At 36.2% G+C, this 18,892-nt stretch carries 13 protein-coding genes; 12 read left to right on the forward strand and 1 reads right to left on the reverse strand.

What is annotated here, in order from left to right:
• Window positions 1–15: 15 nt before the first annotated feature.
• From fucU to JOC48_RS14540, 12 genes are all read left to right on the forward strand, one after another.
• Window positions 16–447, forward strand: a complete 432-nt coding sequence (fucU, locus tag JOC48_RS14485; RefSeq protein ID WP_204500835.1) for an L-fucose mutarotase — start codon at window positions 16–18, stop codon at window positions 445–447.
• 15 nt (window positions 448–462) lie between these two features.
• Window positions 463–1,296, forward strand: a complete 834-nt coding sequence (locus tag JOC48_RS14490; protein ID WP_204500837.1) for an amidohydrolase family protein — start codon at window positions 463–465, stop codon at window positions 1,294–1,296.
• Window positions 1,297–1,312: 16 nt separating this feature from the next.
• Window positions 1,313–2,242, forward strand: coding sequence for an aldo/keto reductase (locus tag JOC48_RS14495; RefSeq protein WP_204500839.1), 930 nt, complete (start codon window positions 1,313–1,315; stop codon window positions 2,240–2,242).
• A 44-nt stretch (window positions 2,243–2,286) separates the two neighbouring features.
• Window positions 2,287–4,659 carry a glycoside hydrolase family 95 protein gene (locus JOC48_RS14500; RefSeq protein WP_204500840.1) on the forward strand — a complete coding sequence of 791 codons (2,373 nt, stop codon included), beginning with the start codon at window positions 2,287–2,289 and terminating at the stop codon, window positions 4,657–4,659.
• 209 nt (window positions 4,660–4,868) lie between these two features.
• Window positions 4,869–6,353 carry an alpha-L-fucosidase gene (locus tag JOC48_RS14505; protein ID WP_239584384.1) on the forward strand — a complete coding sequence of 495 codons (1,485 nt, stop codon included), beginning with the start codon at window positions 4,869–4,871 and terminating at the stop codon, window positions 6,351–6,353.
• A 225-nt stretch (window positions 6,354–6,578) separates the two neighbouring features.
• Entirely contained in the window at window positions 6,579–8,885 is a 2,307-nt protein-coding gene (locus JOC48_RS14510) for a helix-turn-helix domain-containing protein (protein ID WP_204500841.1), read from the forward strand.
• A gap of 328 nt (window positions 8,886–9,213) precedes the next feature.
• Window positions 9,214–10,170 (forward strand): ABC transporter permease, encoded by a 957-nt coding sequence (locus JOC48_RS14515; protein WP_204500899.1) that lies wholly within the window; start codon window positions 9,214–9,216, stop codon window positions 10,168–10,170.
• Between the two features lie 15 nt (window positions 10,171–10,185).
• The gene (locus JOC48_RS14520) at window positions 10,186–11,091 is read left to right on the forward strand and encodes a carbohydrate ABC transporter permease (RefSeq protein ID WP_204500842.1); all 906 of its coding nucleotides are present in this window, start codon (window positions 10,186–10,188) and stop codon (window positions 11,089–11,091) included.
• 108 nt (window positions 11,092–11,199) lie between these two features.
• Window positions 11,200–12,867, forward strand: coding sequence for an extracellular solute-binding protein (locus tag JOC48_RS14525; protein ID WP_204500843.1), 1,668 nt, complete (start codon window positions 11,200–11,202; stop codon window positions 12,865–12,867).
• A 547-nt stretch (window positions 12,868–13,414) separates the two neighbouring features.
• Window positions 13,415–15,712, forward strand: coding sequence for a glycoside hydrolase family 95 protein (locus JOC48_RS14530; protein ID WP_204500844.1), 2,298 nt, complete (start codon window positions 13,415–13,417; stop codon window positions 15,710–15,712).
• A gap of 231 nt (window positions 15,713–15,943) precedes the next feature.
• The gene (locus JOC48_RS14535) at window positions 15,944–16,204 is read left to right on the forward strand and encodes a stage V sporulation protein S (protein ID WP_204500846.1); all 261 of its coding nucleotides are present in this window, start codon (window positions 15,944–15,946) and stop codon (window positions 16,202–16,204) included.
• A gap of 486 nt (window positions 16,205–16,690) precedes the next feature.
• The gene (locus JOC48_RS14540; protein WP_204500847.1) at window positions 16,691–18,133 is read left to right on the forward strand and encodes an amino acid carrier protein; all 1,443 of its coding nucleotides are present in this window, start codon (window positions 16,691–16,693) and stop codon (window positions 18,131–18,133) included.
• A gap of 69 nt (window positions 18,134–18,202) precedes the next feature.
• Here JOC48_RS14540 and JOC48_RS14545 read toward each other — a convergent pair whose 3' ends face one another.
• Window positions 18,203–18,592, reverse strand: coding sequence for a cytochrome-c oxidase (locus JOC48_RS14545; RefSeq protein ID WP_204500848.1), 390 nt, complete (start codon window positions 18,590–18,592; stop codon window positions 18,203–18,205).
• Between the last annotated feature and the right edge of the window lie 300 nt (window positions 18,593–18,892).

The following is an 18,892-nucleotide window of genomic DNA, read 5'->3' on the forward strand; positions in this document are numbered from 1 at the left end:
AAAGTGAGGAATAATATGTTAAAAGGTATTCCAAAAATCATATCCCCTGAGTTGATGAAAATATTGATGGAGATGGGTCACGGAGATGAAATTGTACTTGCTGATGGTAATTTTCCTGCTGCGAGTCATGGTGCAAAAGTTGTTCGTTGTGATGGGCATGGAACAATTGCCCTTTTAGAGGCCTTATTACTATTGTTTCCGTTAGACACTTATACAAAACACCCTATTGCCTTAATGGATGTTGTTAAAGGGGACACTGTGGAAACACCAATTTGGAAAGAATATGATTCTATAGTAGCAAATAATACCTCGATAGAAGAACCTTTCGAATATGAAGAAAGATTTGCTTTTTATGAAAGAGCAAAGAAAGCCTATGCCATCGTAGCAACTGGGGAAAAAGCATTGTATGCCAACGTTATCCTGAAAAAAGGTGTTATTTCTGAATAAGAGGGTGAAGAAGATATGAGAATTGATGCACATCAACATTATTGGAAGATTAGTAGAGATGACTATGGATGGATTACGCCGGAAATAACTACTTTATATCGTGATTTTCTGGAGGAAGATTTGGTTAACCATCTAAAAGATTGTGGTATAGATAAAACGATAGTTGTTCAAGCTGCTCCAACTATTGAAGAAACTGAATTTATACTTTCGCTAAGTGAACGTTCTGAATCCATTATCGGTGTTGTTGGCTGGATTGACATAGATAATCCATCTTATAAGGAACAACTAGAAACTTTCAGAAAAAATCCTAAGTTCATTGGAATCCGTGTTATGATTCAGGATATGCCAGATGAAAATATTATTTTAAATTCGAATTATTTGGAAGCGTTCTCTTATTTTGAGGAAATTGATCTTCCGGTTGATCTATTAGTTCATTCTAGTCAACTTTCTGCCGTATGTGAGCTTTTAAAGCATGTATCGATAAGAGGAGTAATTGACCACGTTGCCAAGCCAGAAATTGAACAGGGAAATATAGAGCCATGGAAAAGTCAAATGGCTGAAATTGCTAGTCACCCAAATATTTATTGTAAACTATCTGGAATGGTGACAGAAGCAAACCATAAGGATTGGAAAAAAGACGAGTTTATCCCCTATGTACGTCATATCATTGATGTTTTTGGTGTTCAGCGCGTTATGTATGGCAGTGATTGGCCGGTTTGTTTACTAGCTGCTAGTTATGATGACGTCTACAATCTATTAAACGATACACTTCCAGACGATGTTTCAAACGAAGAGAAGGAATTGGTGTTTGGTAAAAATGCGATGGACTTTTACAAGCTAAAAATATAAAAGAGGAGGAACAACCGTGAAATACAGAAAATTAGGCCAAACAGGATTAGATGTGTCGGTACTGAGTTATGGTGCATCCTCACTTGGATCAGTTTTTAGGGAAATCAATGAAGAGGAAGGAATAAAGTCTGTCCATGCTGCAGTTGATCAAGGCATTAACTTAATTGATGTTTCTCCTTATTATGGGTTAACGAAAGCGGAGACTGTTCTAGGGAAGGCATTAAAAGATATCCCTCGGGATAAATATTTCCTTTCTACCAAAGCAGGTAGATATGGTGAAAATGAGTTTGATTTTTCAAAGAATAGAATTACGAAAAGTTTGGAGGAAAGTCTTCAAAGATTGGGTACGGATTATGTAGACATTTTATTATTACATGATATTGAATTCGGATCTTATAACCAAGTTATAGAGGAAGGAATTCCTGCATTAGAAGAATTAAAAAAACAGGGTAAAATTCGATTTTACGGCGTATCTGGATTGCCACTGACTGTTTTTGATAAAGTTCTTAACAAAGCAGATTTAGATGTCATTTTATCCTATTGCCATTACTCATTAAATGATACGTCTCTTTTATCGCTTATCCCTTTACTGGAAGAGAAACAGGTGGGATTAATCAATGCTTCTCCGATTTCAATGGGATTATTAAGCTCGCGTCCTGTAGCAGATTGGCATCCGGCTGATGAGGAAATAAAGCAGGTGTGTAAAAAAGCTGCGGAATTTTGTGAGCAAAACGGTGAAGATTTGGCTAAGTTAGCTATTCAATACTCTGTTCAGAATGAACTGATTCCTACTACATTAGTAAGTACAGCGAGTGTTAAAAATATAACCAAAAATATTGACTGGACAGAAGAACCAATTAATGAAGATATTCTAGAGGCTGTTCTTAAAATCTTACAACCTATCCATAACAAAACTTGGTCGAGCGGAAATTCTGAGTGGAATTAAAGTGTAGCTGAGGTGGATTCTATCATTCCTTTGGAGGTATTTAATTGAAATTACAATATAAGAAACCAGCGGTAAAGTGGACGGAGGCATTGCCAATTGGTAATAGTAGACTTGGCGCAATGGTATTTGGAGGAATAGGTGTAGAACACCTCCAATTAAATGAGGAAACATTGTGGTCAGGCTATCCGAGAGATTGGAATAATCCAGATGCAAAGCATTTACTTGCTGAAATACGTCATCAAGTAAATGAAGAGAATTTTGAAGAAGCAGACAATATAGCCAAGAAAATGATGGGTCCTTATACACAATCATACATGCCGTTAGGAGATTTATTTCTTCAGTTTGAACATGGTGAAGTTGTCGAAAATTATAGTAGAAGCCTTGATTTGAAAGATGGTATCAGCTATGTAGAGTACCAAGTAGGAAAAACAACATTCACACGAGAAATGTTTATCTCGTATCCTGATCAAGTCGCTGTCATTGAGATAAAAACAAGTCAACCTGGTTTATTAAATGTACATGCTAAGTTGGAAAGTCCGTTAAGATACCGAACACATGATGATCAAGGCCAACTCGTCATGACAGGGCATGCCCCAGAAAAGGTGGATCCCAATTATTACACAACAGAAAACCCAATTGTGTATGGTGATGATGATACAACGAAAGCAATGACATTTGAAGGTCGTTTAGGGATTGCGCATGACTCTGGTACATTAACAGTGGATTGTGATGGGATGCACCTATTAGGTGCAACGAGTGCAACCTTTTATTTCTCTGGTGCAACGAGTTTTAATGGGTATGACCATTTTCCTTCGACAGAAGGAAAAGACCCATCATTAGATGCTAATTCTTATTTAAAGCATGCGATGAAATTTTCTTATGCGGAATTACGAGAACGCCATATCGAAGATTACTGTTCCTTATTCGGTCGTGTAGATCTTCAGCTAGGTAAGACAAACGCACTTGAGGATATGTCAACCGACCAATGGATAGCTGAATATGGGGCATCGGATCCTGGATTAGTAGAACTATTGTTTCAATATGGAAGATACTTAATGATAACTAACTCACGTCCAGGTTCCCAACCTGCTAATTTACAAGGGATATGGAATGCGAATACACGACCACCATGGAGTAGTAATTTTACCTTAAACATAAATGCAGAAATGAATTATTGGCCAGTAGAGACAACGAATCTATCAGAGTGTCATGAGCCATTATTAAGCTTAATAGAGAGACTATCTAGAAATGGTAAGTCTACTGCAAAGGAGAATTATGGTGCTGATGGTTGGGTGGCTCACCACAATACGGATATATGGTGTCAAACAGCACCTGTAGGTGACTATGGTCATGGGGATCCAGTATGGGCACTATGGCCAATGGGTGGAGTCTGGTTGTGTCAACATTTATGGGAGCATTTTGCTTTTAGTAAAGATAAGGATTATTTACGTGAAAAAGCTTATCCCGTGATGAAAGATGCCGCACGATTCTGTCTGGATTGGCTGGAAGAAGACGAGGATGGTTACTTTATCACAAATCCATCTACTTCGCCTGAACACAAATTTATTCATAACGAAGTTAAGGCTTCAGTAAGTAAATCTTCAACAATGGATTTGGCACTTATATGGGATTTATTTACCAATTGTATGGAAGCATCAGAAGTCTTGCAAATTGATCAAAGCTTCTGTGAACAACTGAGTGAAGTACGGGACTCCTTATACCCAATGCAAGTCGGAAAATATGGCCAGTTACAGGAATGGTATAAAGATTTTGAAGACGAAGATACGTATCATCGCCATGTATCCCACTTATTTGGCGTTTATCCAGGAAGACAACTGACTTCAATCAAATCATCCGAATTTTATCAGGCAGCAAGAAAATCATTGGAGCGAAGAGGGAATGAAGGTACGGGATGGAGTCTAGGATGGAAAGTAGGATTATGGGCGCGATTTAGAGATGGTGAGCAATCCCTAGAACTAATTAACAATTTGTTGCAGCTTGTTGATGATGACATAGAAAACTACCACAAGGGCGGAATTTACGCAAACTTATTTGATGCACATCCACCTTTTCAAATAGACGGAAACTTTGGGGTAACGGCTGGGATAGCAGAAATGTTATTACAATCTCATGAAGGTGTATTGGAATTTCTACCAGCGTTACCTGTGGCTTGGGCAACAGGAAAAGTAAAGGGGTTAAAAGCTAGGGGAGGATTTGAAGTTAATCTTGCATGGCTGAATGGTGAAGTGTCCTGTATAGAAATATTATCGCTTGCAGGAGAAGACTGTACACTGAATGCGGAATTTATTGTCAAAGAAAAAGAAACTCTCAACCTAGTGGATTTGCGGGAGTTAGCGGATGGAAAATACGAAATAAATACGGAAAAAGGAAAAAGTTATGTGCTTTTGCCTAGTTAATTAGTACACAGATGGGTAGTTTTAATAGATTGGAATTGATTAGTTTGTTATGGATTAAAATCAAAGCTGGAATAGGTATATGTATGGTCATAAAATAAGGAGAAATTTGCACGTAGCTTGAAAATGGCGAGAGTGCTTGTGTCAATAATGTAAGCGCTTTATAATGTTTAAATAACTAGTATAAGCTATAAATTGAAAGGAGTTTAATGATGATGGATCAACACAGTAAAATATCAGATTACTTAAAAGAGATTGACCGTGTAATCATAGAGGGAAAGTATGACGATGACTGGGATTCTCTATCAAATTATCAATTAGCTAAATGGTACCGAAATGCTAAATTTGGAATATTTATTCACTGGGGAGTGTACTCTGTACCCGCTTTCGGTAATGAGTGGTATTCGAGAAATATGTACATTCAAGGTTCAAAGGAATATGAGCACCACATAAAAACTTACGGGAACCATAAGGAATTTGGCTACAAAGACTTTATTCCGATGTTTCAAGCAGAACAGTTTAGTGCAGAGGAATGGGCAGAGCTTTTTAAAGAGGCTGGAGCCAGGTATGTCATGCCTGTAGCAGAACATCACGATGGGTTTCAAATGTATAAGAGTGATTTTTCCCATTTTAATGCTTATGAAATGGGTCCCAAACGTGACATTTTAGGGGAATTAGGAGATGCATTAGCAAAAAGGGATATTCCGTTATGTGCATCGACGCACCGTATTGAACATTGGTTTTTTATGGGGCGGGGTAAGGAATTTGATAGTGATATTAAAGAACCTCTTGAGAGAGGTGACTTCTATTGGCCCGCAATGCCAGAGCCTAACCATCAAGACTTATTTAGTCCATCTCCAACACAGGAATTTCTGGAAGATTGGTTGATTCGTACGTGTGAAATAGTAGATCGTTATCGTCCTAAAATTATGTATTTTGACTGGTGGATACAGCACCATGCAGTGAAACCCTATCTGAAGAAATTTTCAGCCTATTACTATAATCGGGCAGAAGAATGGGGAATGGATGTTGCGATTAACTATAAGCATGATGCCTTTATGTTTGGTACCGCAGTAGTAGATATCGAAAGAGGGCAATTTGCTGATCAGAAGCCTTACTTCTGGCAAACAGATACTTCAGTAGCAAAAAACTCTTGGTGTTATACGGAGAATAATGATTATAAAAAAGCTAAAGAGATTATTTGTGATCTTGTCGATATTGTCAGTAAAAATGGCAGCTTGTTATTAAATATCGGACCAAAAGCAGATGGAACGATACCAGCTGCGGATAAAGCGATATTGCTAGAAATTGGTGAATGGTTAAAAGTAAATGGTGAGGCTATCTATGATAGTAAGGTATGGAGAAAGTCAGGTGAAGGCCCGATAAAAATTCAAGAAGGACAGTTTACAGATAAAGAATCAAAGGAGTTTACTTCAGAAGACATTCGTTTTACTGTAAAGGGTTCTTATCTTTATGCAACTGTATTAAATTATCCCGAGGATGGGAAGGTTAACATCCATTCTCTTGCCGAAAAGGATGCTTCTAAGCTTCCTCATTTCCACGGCATTATTAAAGATGTTTCTATTTTGGGATTCAATGAAAAGCCGAGTTGGAAGCGAACAGAAAAAGGTCTGGAGATTACTACGAATCAGGTTAGTAGTGATAAACCAGTAGTTTTTAAGTTATTAATCGATTAATTATTGCAAAAAGTGTTGAGAAAACATCTAGAGTATGTATTTATTTTGGATTTCTCTGTCGGTAAATTCCGTACTTTCATGAAGTAAGCCTTTGACCCATTGTTAGTCGGGTGAAAAGACTGAATTGTAGGTCTTTAAAGGAACGATTTGCTACTAGATTAGTTTCTATAAATCTTTGGCCGAAGGAAAGCTTCGGCCTACAAATACTATAGAAATGAGGTACTTATGAGAAATTTAAAATTGCCAGTTGTCTTTCGAAGGTTTCTAATTTCTTATATTATTATTTTACTTATCCCAATCTTAACAGGCCTTATTTCCTATCAAGTTACCATGTCATCGACAGAGGCATATTCGATAAAAAACAGTAAACAGGTATTAAATTTAAGTAAAACAATTTTAGAACAACGTTTTTCAGAGATTGACAGATTTGGAATGCAGTTAGCTTCTAACAAGAATCTAATTACACTTTTACAAAAAAAAGACTCCGAAAAGGTTAATATTGTTGCTGAACTTAGAGAACTGTCAGAGAATGTAACTCCTTATGCCTCTACTAATAAATTTCTAGAGGATTTTTATATTTATTTAAAAAATACAGAGCTTATTATTACACCGGGGTCTGTATTCTATCGCCCTAATCATTTCTACAGAATGAATAATTACCCTAACTTAACATTTGAAGAGTGGAAATCTGAAATGTTAATGGGAGGGCCACCACATAAAATACTACCAAGTCAAGCTTACTTTGAAAAGGAAACGAATACTAGTGTCATAACCTATGTCATAACACTCCCCATGAATAACTTTCATGATCCTTTAGGTGCTATCGTAGTACCGGTTGAGCAAGAAAAAATAAATGAACTATTAAAAGGTATTCCGGAGCAATTCGGTGGTTGGTCGTTTATAATAGATGAGAAAAATAGAATTATGACTACAACAGGAATAAATGAGAAAGAGATACAGGAAATTATCCCATTAATCGATGAAGAAAATAATACAAAGTATATGAACGATGGGACGTTATTAATATCCATTGATTCTGATAAAAATAATTGGGTATATGTCGCTGGTATTCCAAAGGAAGCGTTATTAAAGGATGCTAGAAAAATTAAATATATTACTTGGACTGTGGCCGGTAGTACTCTAATTATTGGACTGATTATTTGCTTATTATTTGCATATAAAAATAGCCTTCCGATAACAAAAATATTGCAAACAATGAAAGAGCAGTTAGACTCGGAAAGCAAACCTAAAAACGAATATGATTTTATCCACGGAAGTGTATCAAAACTTATTTCTAAGAATACTGAATTACAAGCTCAACTTGATGATCACAAGCCATTATTAAAGGATGTTTTTTTGAAGCAAATTCTTTCTGGGGAATTATCGGGAAGAATGGATAAGTTACAAGACCTTGCGAATCAAGTAGATGTTCATTTATATGGTAAGCATGGCTTTATCAGTGTTCTAAAGGTAGATGGATATCAGGGAGTATCAAGTAGTGAAATTTATGAAGAACTAAATACTATTAGAGTTTTAATTAAAAATGAATCTGAAAAAATGATGAAAGGTCTTTATATGACAAATTTAAACTCGGATAAAATTGTATGTATTTTCTTTGGTGACAAAACGGAAAAGAGTACTATGTTAGCAAGTCGTATAGAAAAGATGCTTTCATCATTGCAAAGACATTTCATGAATAACTACCGTATTTCATTAAAGGTTGGATTAGGACATGAATTTACATCGATGAAAGATATAAGTAGATCTTATAACGAAGCTAAACAGGCCGTTGACTTTGTCACTTTATCAAATGACGAAGATTTATACTGGTATAACGATATGTTACAACAATCAACGGTATTTTATTATCCATTGGACTATGAATTTAGATTATTAAATCATTTAAAAGAGGGGGAATCGGTAGAAATAAACAGAATCATTCAAGAGTTATTTGATGCTAACTTTAAAAAAAGGTGTTTAGCTGCAGATATGATGGAACAATTTTTATTCGAGGTAAAAGGTACATTTCTTAAGGCGTTCGAGGAATCAGTATTATGTAACAGCGGTGTTGGTGAAAACCTAAGAAAAAAATTGTTAGCTATTCGGATTACCGATGGGGTTGACCCATCGAAGGAAGTTTTAATGAAAGTAGTGAATTGTTATTGTAATTTAGTGAATGTACGTGAACAAGAAAGCAACACGATAACAGTAAAAAATATTAAAAATTATTTACACGGAAACTACCACCAAGCCGATTTAACGATTTATATGATAGCGGAGTATATAGGTCGACCAGAGAAGTATATATCTCAGGTTTTCAGGGACCAAACCGGTGAATATTTATCGGAGTACCTAGAGAAAATCCGCATTTCGAAAGGATCACAACTTTTGATCAGTACGAACAAAAAAATAGATGATATAGCTAGCTTGGTAGGGTATAATAGTGCACACTCTTTTCGGAGAGCTTTTAAACGAATGAATAAGATTACTCCTAATCAATATAGGAAAACTGCGGAAACGAAAAGTGGGTAATCGAGCGTTTGGAATGTTAGGGTACAATTCTCATCTATAAATGGAATTGTACTTTTTTATTGTCTGGGGAATGAAAAAATGGAGTTGTTTCCATCATTCATCTTATTGAAAGAAGTCAGTATTCGTAGGCAATTAGCGCGTTTACTAAAGTGTACCCTTGAAGCTTTAATGTACCTTTTTATAAATTTTTAAATTTTCTGAAATTGTACCACGGAGAATGATTTGTCCGTTTATTTTAATAAGAATGCATGATAATTTTATTGTAAGCGCTTCCTTTTGTGGTGCGAATTTAGAGAAGGAGGGATTGACACTGAAGCCTACAACAGAAATGAATCAACCACTTTCGAATTCTGTTTTAAAGAAACAAAAAGTAACGCAGTGGAAATTAGCAAGAAAAAGCTTTCAAAAGCACTGGCAATTATATTTACTAATAATACCTCCAGTGTTGTATTTTATCATTTTTAAATATGTACCAATGATTGGGACGGTTATAGCGTTCAAGGACTACAATGTTGTTCAAGGAATAATGGGAAGTTCATGGGTTGGTTTAAAACACTTTGAAGCATTCTTTAGAAACCCAGTTGCTTGGGATTTGATACAAAATACGCTCTATTTAAGTTTGTATCAGCTACTAGTAACCTTTCCACTACCTATCATTTTAGCACTTACTTTAAATGAGATAAAAGATGGATTGTTTAAACGGTCTGTTCAAATGTTCACATACGCTCCATATTTTATTTCAACAGTAGTTATTGTTTCGATGATTGTATTAATGCTTTCTCCACGATTAGGAATAATCAATCAATTTATTGAATTATTCGGATTTGAACCTGTAAATTTCCTTGGTAATGCGGATTTATTTAGATCTGTCTTTGTATGGTCAGATGCATGGCAACAAACAGGGTATTCAGCCATTATCTACCTTGCAGCACTTGCAGGGGTTGACAAACAACAATATGAAGCAGCAAAAGTAGATGGTGCTTCAAGAATACAACGTATAATGAATGTCGATATTCCTGGAATAATGCCTGCTATTGTAATCATCCTTGTTTTAAGTGTTGGAAATTTAATGGCGCTTGGATTTGAAAAAGTATATTTGTTGCAAAATCCATTAAATTTAAGCACCTCGGAAATTCTTCAGACTTATGTATACAAAATGGGGATTATTAATGCTGACTTCAGTTTCAGTGCAGCTGTAGGATTGTTTAATTCCTTCGTCAATTTAATACTTCTTGTATTGGTGAATTACTTGGCAAAAAGAATTTCTGGAAATGGTTTGTGGTAGAAAGGAGAAATTTATATGGATGAAAATATCAAGTCAAGTAAAATACGTGAATCTTTCACGGACCGCATCTTTCTAATAGGTGTTTATACGTTTTTAATTATCGTTTTATTAATCGTACTTTATCCATTAATTTACATTATTAGTGCTTCTATTAGTAGTCCTGAAGCTGTAATGGCAGGTAGGGTCTGGTTATGGCCAGTCGATTTTTCATTAGAAGGTTATACCGAAGTGTTTAACAATTCGGATGTGATGAGAGGTTTTAGCAATTCTATTTTTTACACGGTTGCGTACACCGTTATCGCTGTCGTCTTAACCGTTGTTTTTGCTTATCCATTATCTAGAAAATCATTCTATGGACGAACGTTCTTAATGTTTTTCATAATCTTTACCATGCTATTTTATGGAGGACTTATACCGGAATATTTGGTAGTTAAAAATCTTGGGATGTTGGACACGATATGGGCAATTTTGATCCCAAAGGCAATGGCTGTCTGGCAAATAATCATTGCAAGAACATTCTTCCAAACTAGTGTACCAGAAGAATTGGTAGAAGCAAGTGAGATGGATGGATGTAGTAGTTTGAGGTTTCTTTGGTCGGTTGTATTGCCTCTATCAAAACCGATTATAGCAGTTCTAGCTCTTATGTATGCGGTGTTCCAATGGAATAGTTATTTTGATGCCATGGTTTTTTTAAGATCTGAAGAGCTATTCCCACTACAGTTAGAATTACGCGAATTACTTATTACACAGACTGAATCAGGGGTAAATATGGACATTGCAGAACAGCAAAAAAGAGAACAACTAGCAAACTTAATGAAATACTCACTAATTGTAGTTTCAAGTCTACCAGTTCTTATTATCTATCCTTTTGCACAAAAGTATTTTGTAAAAGGAATGTTAATTGGATCTGTAAAAGGTTAATAAAATAATTGGAAATTGTCAGAGCGTCCTAATTAGATATTAAGGAGGTGATGTAAAGTAATATCTGGGAAAAGTCTAGTTTTTAAATAAAATAAGGGGAGGAAAAAAATGAAAAAAAGGCATTGGAAGATATTATTGTTGTTATTACTTAGCTTCTTTGTATTAAGTGCTTGTATTCCTAAGAAAGAGGAGGTTTCTAATACAGATAACGATTCCAATACGGATAATGATTCTAATACAGAAAACGGTTCTGATTCAAACGAAGGGACAAAAATTTCTGTATTTATGCCAGAAAGCGATGAAATGGATCTTGAGACTAATTCTTTCACCCTCTTTGCTGAGGAAGAGTTCGGGGTTGACTTTGAATTTGAAACGACTTCCTATGATGGAGCAGCTGCAAAAGAACGCCGACAAATTACCTTGGCAAGTGGTGATTATCCTGATGTTTATTTCCTCATTGAATGGGTAGATCAGTTTACGGCAAGTGATTTATTAAAATATGGAAAACAAGGGGTGCTAATTCCGTTAAATGATTTAATCAAAGAACATGCGCCAAATCTCCAAGCCGTATTAGACGAGAATGAAGAGTTTAGAAAAATGGCTACTGCACCGGATGGAAACATCTATGGTGTACCACAACTAGAAGAATGCTTTCACTGTACATGGCCTAATAAATTCTGGATAAACACGGATTGGTTAGAAAAGTTGAACTTAGAAATGCCAAAAACACATGAAGAATTTAAACAAGTACTAAAAGCTATTAAGGAGCAAGATCCAAACGGAAATGGCGAGAATGATGAAATTCCATTAAGTGGATCAGTAGCAAATAAGTTTAATTCCATTGTACCTTATTTAATGAATGGATTTATTTACGATGATATCGAAACAAGGTTAAGTATAAATAATGGGAAAGTAAAATTTGTAGCAAATACAAACGAGTGGAAAGAAGGCTTAAAATATATCCATTCTTTATACAAAGAAGGGCTTGTAGACCCTGGGGCATTTACACAGAACAGTGATGCATATGAACAATTAGGAAATAACCCCGAAGTGATTCTAGGAGTCGGTGCTGCAACCCATCCATGGGAATTCGTTGGTAATGATAATCATGTAAAGTATGACGCATTAGCACCACTAAATGGTCCATATAGTCAATACTCCAGTTACTACTATCCGGTTGTCCAAGGTGCGAATTTTGCTATCACAAATAAAGCAAGTGAGGAAGCACAAATAAAAGCAATTAAATTACTTGATTATATGTTTACTCAAGAAGGACAGACACGGTCTCACTTTGGAGTAGAAGGTGAGGATTGGGTCAAGCCGGAGGAAGGCGATGTTGCAGTTAATGAAGAAGTAGAACCTATATTAAAACAGTTACATCCGGAAGAACCAACTAACAATTCATGGGGAGCAGCTGCCCAATTTTACCAACCTAGGGAATATAGAGACGGATGGGTTCAGTCTACGGATATATATACAGACCAAGGATATGAACGTAGGTTACAGGAAGCAACCTATTTGTATGAGGATTTAGAGCCTGAGAATATTTTTCCTTTCTGGGCAATATGGTATGATGAAGCAACTCAAAGTGAAATGGCTACACTTAAAACAAATATTATTGATTATGTTGAGCAAAGTGCTGTTAGATTTATTACAGGAGATTTAGATTTAGAAAAGGACTGGCAAGAATATGTAGAGGGTCTTAATTCATTACAAGTTGACCGGTATGTTGAGATAAATCAAAAGGCGTATAATAGTTATCTTAAGGCAGAATAACAAAAAGCCTTACAAGGGACTGACTCAGAGTCAATTGGATATGACTCATTTGAGTCAGTCTTTAACCTTTTATAATGATTTGGAATTAATATCAGGAATAGTCAAAATCCTGATGTTTAAAGCTCCTGGAAGTATCAAAAAAAGGTATAAATGCAGCAATTATTGTAAACTTTATTAGCTATTTGTTTCTGATGCTAGTTATAACAATTAGCTAGGAAGTTACAAAAATTGCTGTACGCTTAGTAATCTTAAGGTGTGTCCATATAAGAACGAAAAGTAGCTTCATAAATGCGAAAGGGTATGGTTTGGGCTTCAGGATAGTAACTTTTTAATTTTAATTATATTTTCTTAAAAACTGGAACTTTGAAGTTGTTCTAAGACAAACTAATAATCTATTAACTATAAGGATACATGAAATATGTATCCTCGGATTCTTGCGAAATATAGATAAACGAAATGGGAATAGTATCAAGTAACTATTTTCGGAAAAGCAGTGAATTTTGATGAAATAGAACTTTTTACCTTTATGTAAGAAAGGAGCTTCCAATTGAAGGACAATACAAATTTATTATGGTATAAACAGCCAGCTAAGGATTGGAATGAAGCTTTGCCGTTAGGGAATGGTAGATTAGGTGGTATGGTTTATGGTCTTGTAAACAAGGAGCATGTTCAATTAAATGAGGATTCTGTCTGGTATGGAGGACCAAGAGATAGGAATAACCCAGATGCTTTAAAGCATCTACACAAAATAAGAAAGTTGTTATCAGATGGAAGATTGAAAGAAGCGGAGGAGTTGGCGTCGCTTGCTTTTACAGGTATTCCAGAAACTCAACGTCATTATGAACCACTTGGTGATCTACTATTAAACATGAACCATGGAGAACAAGAGGTAAGTGATTATCGTAGAGAATTAGATTTAAAAACAGCAATTGCAACTGTAAGGTTTACTATAGATGGGGTTACATACAATCGTGAAATCTTTACTAGCTATCCTGACCAAGTAATGGTTATAAGACTGACTGCATCGAAAGAGAAATCCATTTCATTTCAAGCTTTTCTAGATCGTGCGAATGCTAGAAATTATGACGAACTAGAAGCACTAACTAATGATTGTATCATGATGCGAGGAGAAACCGGGGGGAAAGATGGAATTGCGTTTAGATGTGGAGTTAAGGCAATTTCAGAGAATGGAGTAGTTAAAACACTAGGAAATAGATTAATAGTAGAAGAAGCAGATGCAGTTACATTAATCCTTTCTGCGGCTACTTCTTACCGATTTGATAAACCAGATAAACAATGTTTGGAAACAATTGAGAAAGCTGCAGCAAGGTCGTACGGTGAGCTCCGAAAGAATCATATTGATGATTATCAACACTTATTCAACAGAGTAGATTTACAATTAAATCAAAATAAGGAACTGGCAGGGCTTCCGACTGATCAACGATTAGAAAGGGTAAGACAAGGGAATGAAGACTCTGCACTAATTAGTACTTATTTTCAATTTGGAAGGTATCTATTAATTTCGTCTAGTAGACCCAATTCTTTACCAGCAACTTTGCAAGGAATTTGGAATAATCGTATGCTCCCTCCTTGGGATAGTAAATTTACGATTAATATAAATACAGAGATGAATTATTGGCCAGCGGAAATTTGTAATCTAACAGAATGCCATGAGCCTCTCTTTGATCATATTGAGAAGATAAAGGAAAATGGTAAGAAAACGGCAACTTCCATGTATGGTTGCCGAGGTTTTACTGCTCATCATAACACAGACATTTGGGGAGATACAGCACCGCAGGACATTTATATGCCTGCTACGTTATGGCCGACAGGTGCAGCTTGGTTATGTTTACACTTATGGGAGCATTATCAATTCACTGGTGATGAAGAATTCTTAAATAAATCTTATGATACTTTAAAAGAAGCCTCTTTATTTTTTGTAGATTTTCTCGTTGAAAATAAAGAAGGACTTTTAATTACAACTCCTTCCGTATCACCTGAAAACACATACATTTTACCAAATGGTGAAAAGGGAACTTTGTGCGAAGGCCCATCAATGGACAGCCAAATAATATATGCGCTGTTTTCAAGTTGTATTCGAGCTAGTGAAATTTTAGGAATGGATGAATCATTTAGAGGTAAATTAGTTGAATTAATGGAGAAGTTACCCAAGCCAAAAATAGGTAAACACGGCCAAATTCAAGAGTGGTTAGAAGACTATGAGGAAGCAGAGCCTGGTCACCGACATATTTCACACTTATTTGCGCTTCACCCTGGAGATCAAATTACTCCGCGAACCACGCCTGAATTAGCAGAAGCGGCTAAAGTTACCTTGGGGAGAAGATTAAAACATGGTGGTGGGCATACTGGTTGGAGCCGTGCCTGGATTATTAACATGTGGGCCCGGTTAGAAGAAGAAGAGTTAGCGTATCAAAATATACTGGATCTTTTAAAATCATCTACATTGCCTAATTTATTGGATAACCATCCACCGTTTCAAATTGATGGGAATTTTGGTGGCACAGCAGGTATTGCAGAGTTGTTACTACAAAGTCATAATGACGAGCTTCACTTGCTGCCAGCTCTACCAAAAGCGTGGAAGAGTGGGAAGGTAAAAGGTTTAAAAGCTAGAGGTGGATATGAAGTAGATTTAGAGTGGGAGGACCATAAAATGATATCATGTACCATCACAGCACAAAATGATGGGGTATGTAGGATTAGAACGGATCTTCCACTAGAGGTAAATACAGAAGCACAAATGCCACTACTTGCAGAAAAGGGTGTAGGGCTTTATGAATTTGAGACTAAGAGTGGAACTGCCTATAATTTGCCTTATAAAATTTAGTGTAATCTTCGCCGCTTTGACCTGTTTGCTTCTAATTTCTCGACTTATAAAGGAATATTGGATGTTTTGTAGAATTATATATAAAGGACAATCAATAGATAGGTGTTTGATCATTACATTAAGTTAAGTAATTTTAATGTTCTATCGTAGTGAATTTGGAATAGCTATAAAAGAAGTGCTGAATATTAAAGCATACAAAAAATCTGTCTTTGAATTAGCGGGAGGCTATCAATGGAGGTACTAAAAGTATCATCAAAATCAAATCCAAGTTCAGTTGCAGGGGCAATAGCTGGAATGTTAAGAGAAAATGGTAAAACAGAAATTCAAGCGATTGGAGCTGGAGCTATTAATCAATCAATTAAAGCGGTTGCAATTGCCAGAGGTTATATTGCACCAAGTGGCATAAATCTAATTTGTATTCCTGCATTTACTACCATCACCATTAATAACGAAGAACGAACAGCGATTAAATTGATTGTAGAACCAAGATAGTATTCAGTACATCTGTCAGGAAGAATGGAACCTAGGCGGTGCAACAAAACACTTGTGGCAGAGCACTTGCTTAGCACGTAACAGGTTAGCGGTTCGAGTCCGCTATGTTATTACGCCGGTTTGAGGTGAAACTCAATTCGGCGTTATTTTTGTGCTTTTGATGGGGGAGGAATGAGGATTTTGGAGCGGTCTTTGCTCCTTTATTTCATCCGAAATGGCCGATTTTAAAGGCTGGGTGGACATCTGTTTCGTTATTTGATAGGAATTCGTTGAAAATGAACATTTTTTATACGAAAAACGGTAACGTCCGCGAACCCCTGGAAAAGCAGTAAAATCACAAAAATTAGTGATTAAATGTCCGTTGTCCTACACTGCCTTACCGATATGTTATCTGTTTAATATTGAATGTTTAGGAGAAGTTATTAAAGAAGTTATAAACCTTCATAACTTTTAAGTCAGATATCTCAAGTGAAAGGATGGGGTTGTGTGGACAATTGGTTTAGTGCAGATACGTGGTTTGGAGATTTTGTATCCTGGGGTAATAATCTCATATGGGCATATATTCTTATTGCACTTCTTCTTATTTTAGGTTTTTGGTTCACTTTTGTAACGAAATTTGTTCAATTTCGATTATTGGGAGAAATGGTTCGAGAGCTTTTTCGAGGAACCGATCGAACTGCTTTTAAAGAGGGAAAAGGAACGACACCATTTCAAGCATTTGCTATTAGTACAGCAGCACGTGTCGGAACGGGAAACCTCGCTGGTGTAGCAGTGGCAATCTCTCTTGGTGGTCCTGGGGCTATTTTTTGGATGTGGCTCATTGCACTTATTGGTGCTGCGACCGGATTTGTAGAGAGTACTTTAGCTCAAATTTACAAAGTAAAGGATAAAAATGGGTTTCGAGGTGGCCCTGCTTATTATATGGAAAAAGCACTTGGAGCACGATGGCTTGGTGTCCTGTTTGCGGTTCTAATCACACTCTGTTTTGGTCTCATTTTTAATGCTGTTCAAACCAATACGATTGCTGATGCTTTCGTTGGTGCTTATGACATAAATCCATTAATCGTAGGGATAATAATTGCTTTTCTCATCGGATTTATTATTTTCGGAGGAATTCGTCGTATTGCTGTTGTTGCCGAGGTGATTGTGCCAGTATTTGCAATAGGATATATATTGGTAGCACTCGTTATTATGATTATGAACATTGCTGAGCTTCCAGCTGTGTTTTCATTAATTTTTAGTCATGCATTTGGTCTTCAAGAAGTGGTAGGAGGCGGGTTTGGTGCTGCAATGATGAACGGTATTCAACGTGGTTTATTCTCCAATGAAGCGGGAATGGGAAGTGCACCCAATGCTGCTGCCACTGTTTATGTCACACATCCAGTTAAACAAGGACTTATCCAATCGTTAAGCGTATTGATTGATACGATTATTATTTGTAGTGCAACCGCATTTCTTATTTTGTTATCAGGTGTTTATACGGTTGGTGAAATCGAGGGTGTTCAACTGACACAAGAAGCGATGGCAAATCATTTGGGTGAATGGTCTACGATATTTGTCACGGTTGCAATTTTCTTCTTTGCATTTAGTTCATTGCTCGGTAATTATTATTATGGGGAAGCAAACGTAGAATTTATGTCTGAAAAACCGCTTTATCTAAACATTTTCCGTGTAGCTTTTCTTATTATGGTATTGATCGGAGCGACTAGTGAATTGGAAATTATTTGGCAGCTGGCAGATTTATTTATGGGCTCAATGGCAATTGTAAACTTGGTTGCGATTGCTCTCTTAACTAAAATCGCTACAAGTGCTTTAAAGGATTATCAGGCACAACGCCGTGAAGGGAAAGATCCTGCTTTTTACCGCGACAGTTTTACTGGACTTAAAAATGCAGAAAGCTGGGAAAAACGACCGGAGACAGAAAAGTAAAGAACAGATTCTGATTTAAATCAAAATAAAAAGGGGATCAGCTTAAAAGGAGTGCTAATCCCCTTTGTTTCATTTATCTAAGTTCTGCATGTCTTCCTTTTTTACATTTTTAAGAATATTGATTGCAAACAAAATAACAGCAATTACAACGGCAGTAGCGCCAATTGGAATGAAAAATTCAACAGAAGTATTTCCCTGAACTAAAAAGAAAAGACCTATCATCATCAATGGAAGACCGATATTATGAAGCCAAAAATGTAATTTACCTAAAATGCTGATTTCTGCTTTTGGAAACAGTGTGTAAAGGATACCCGCCAATGTCATTGCAGTCCAACCTAATAAGTTGATATGTACATGAACACCTGTGAGATTGTACGCGTGACTAACTGACATGTAATAACCGAGGAACACGCCAATGACAAAGTAAACGACCGAAATTTTAATAAATTTGATTCCCATCCTCTCACCTCCTTTTTAGGTCTTGTCGTTAGTAGCAACAATTCAAAATTTTCCCTTTTTGCCAATAAGAACCATGAATCCATTGAAAATAATCATACCTGAAAATACGAGCACTGTAAGAACACCGATAAGAAATACCAGAGGCTCTAAAGGATGCAAAAATCCATTCAAAGGAACTTTAATGAGTGCAAAGCCTGAAAAAATGCAGGATAAGTACAATAGTAGTAAATGATTTATTTTAATCACCTCTTTTCATTTATATCTATTTATTCAGGACTTATGCTAAAAAATTCGGAGGTT

It is taken from the genome of Aquibacillus albus (genome assembly GCF_016908325.1).
Lineage (GTDB): Bacteria > Bacillota > Bacilli > Bacillales > Amphibacillaceae > Aquibacillus_A > Aquibacillus_A albus.

Excerpts from the sequence above, each read along its gene's own strand:
- fucU (WP_204500835.1), top strand. The coding sequence starts at position 16 with ATGTTAAAAGGTATTCCAAAAATCATATCCCCTGAGTTGATGAAAATA.
- JOC48_RS14515 (WP_204500899.1), top strand. The coding sequence starts at position 9,214 with ATGAATCAACCACTTTCGAATTCTGTTTTAAAGAAACAAAAAGTAACG.
- JOC48_RS14535 (WP_204500846.1), top strand. The coding sequence starts at position 15,944 with ATGGAGGTACTAAAAGTATCATCAAAATCAAATCCAAGTTCAGTTGCA.
- JOC48_RS14545 (WP_204500848.1), bottom strand. The coding sequence starts at position 18,592 with ATGGGAATCAAATTTATTAAAATTTCGGTCGTTTACTTTGTCATTGGC.
- JOC48_RS14505 (WP_239584384.1), top strand. The coding sequence starts at position 4,869 with ATGATGGATCAACACAGTAAAATATCAGATTACTTAAAAGAGATTGAC.
- JOC48_RS14510 (WP_204500841.1), top strand. The coding sequence starts at position 6,579 with ATGAGAAATTTAAAATTGCCAGTTGTCTTTCGAAGGTTTCTAATTTCT.
- JOC48_RS14525 (WP_204500843.1), top strand. The coding sequence starts at position 11,200 with ATGAAAAAAAGGCATTGGAAGATATTATTGTTGTTATTACTTAGCTTC.
- JOC48_RS14490 (WP_204500837.1), top strand. The coding sequence starts at position 463 with ATGAGAATTGATGCACATCAACATTATTGGAAGATTAGTAGAGATGAC.
- JOC48_RS14520 (WP_204500842.1), top strand. The coding sequence starts at position 10,186 with ATGGATGAAAATATCAAGTCAAGTAAAATACGTGAATCTTTCACGGAC.